1 pseudogene is annotated in these 1,243 nt (G+C 51.6%); it reads left to right on the top strand.

What is annotated here, in order from left to right:
- Positions 1 to 89: 89 nt before the first annotated feature.
- Positions 90 to 1,243 (top strand): annotated as a pseudogene (locus HMPREF2884_RS09265) (siroheme synthase); the annotation flags it as partial.

Genomic DNA, 1,243 nt, shown 5'->3' with positions numbered 1-1,243 from the left:
GCCTCCAACCACACTCAACTCTGAAGAGCCGCATTAACGCTATATCGCGCGATTTCCCCTTCATTCCTGTGGGTAAGAACCCCGCGAAAATGCCTTACCAGAGCAATACGTACCGCAATACTCTTCCGAAGGTTTCACTGTCTCCTCAGACGGTTGATCCGTACCATGCAGGGAAATATAAAGTTACTATTTCTAACATTTCCCCGGAAGTTGATTTGGGGTATTACGTCAAATCCGTCGACATTTATAGTAAAACCGCTCGAAAGACTATCGTCGGAATTACTGACATTCCTTACTTTGATCATGACATTATTGTTGTCCGTAACCCTGACGGTACCCGCACCGTAGAACTTGAAATTGACTCTGCAGTCATCAAGGAGTTGCAGAATGTGTACCTTGGTTCTGAGGCAGAGCTGAGGGTAGCTTTCTCAGATTCTCTTTATGAGAAGGGTAGTCACATTTTTACGGTCACTGCGCCCGTGCAGCTGGCTGCTCCTCCGACCCCGATAAATCCTCCCGCATCTGATGAAGTGCGTTTGAGTGTCACTTCAGGTACCCTCAATATTTCTGAGGGCGGCACTGTCTCTGTGACGACTGCACCGCTGAGTGCTGAGTTCCGCAAGAAGTACACGCTCTTCGAGTTCGGCATTGTGGAGCGAGGGAAGGACTACGAGTGGTCAAGCTACGGCAGTAAGCTACCTGAAGCCCAGTACGGTAAGAGAGTCGCTACCCTTCGAAATCAGGGGAAGGTTCATGAAAACCCTGATGGAAGCGTTACGTTTACCTTTGATGTTCGCAAGCAAATCTTTGACGTCCCCGAGGGCACGCTCTTCGATGTCGTGTTGACGTTCTACCCGTCTGATGAAGCTGAGCCGGATTTGCGTTGGGACTCGACAGACCACCGTCTTACAGCACGAGCTTCTCTGCCGGTAGTGCGTGACCCTGAGCCGGTTCAGCCGACGTACCGTTACAGTCTCTCTGCAATTGACAAGCCGTGGCAGGATACGACTCTGACGGTTGAGGGCTACCATATCCTCGATCCTCATGCGGTAGGCGGTCATGAATCGGTTGCATACCTCACCCTCTACGAGGCTGACCCGGCCACCGGAAAGATTATGGGACGCCCTGTTTTCTCCGACATCATTCCGCTGACAGAGTGCGGACAACTTTGCGGCGGATTCCATAATCGTTACTTCAGCACGGAGATGACAATTCCGGCGGGTACGTTGAAGCCGGGCAGGCT

The organism is Rothia sp. HMSC073B08 (assembly GCF_001812975.1).
GTDB classification, from domain to species: Bacteria; Actinomycetota; Actinomycetes; order Actinomycetales; family Micrococcaceae; genus Rothia; species Rothia mucilaginosa.
This window is presented reverse-complemented; position numbering and strand designations above follow the sequence as displayed.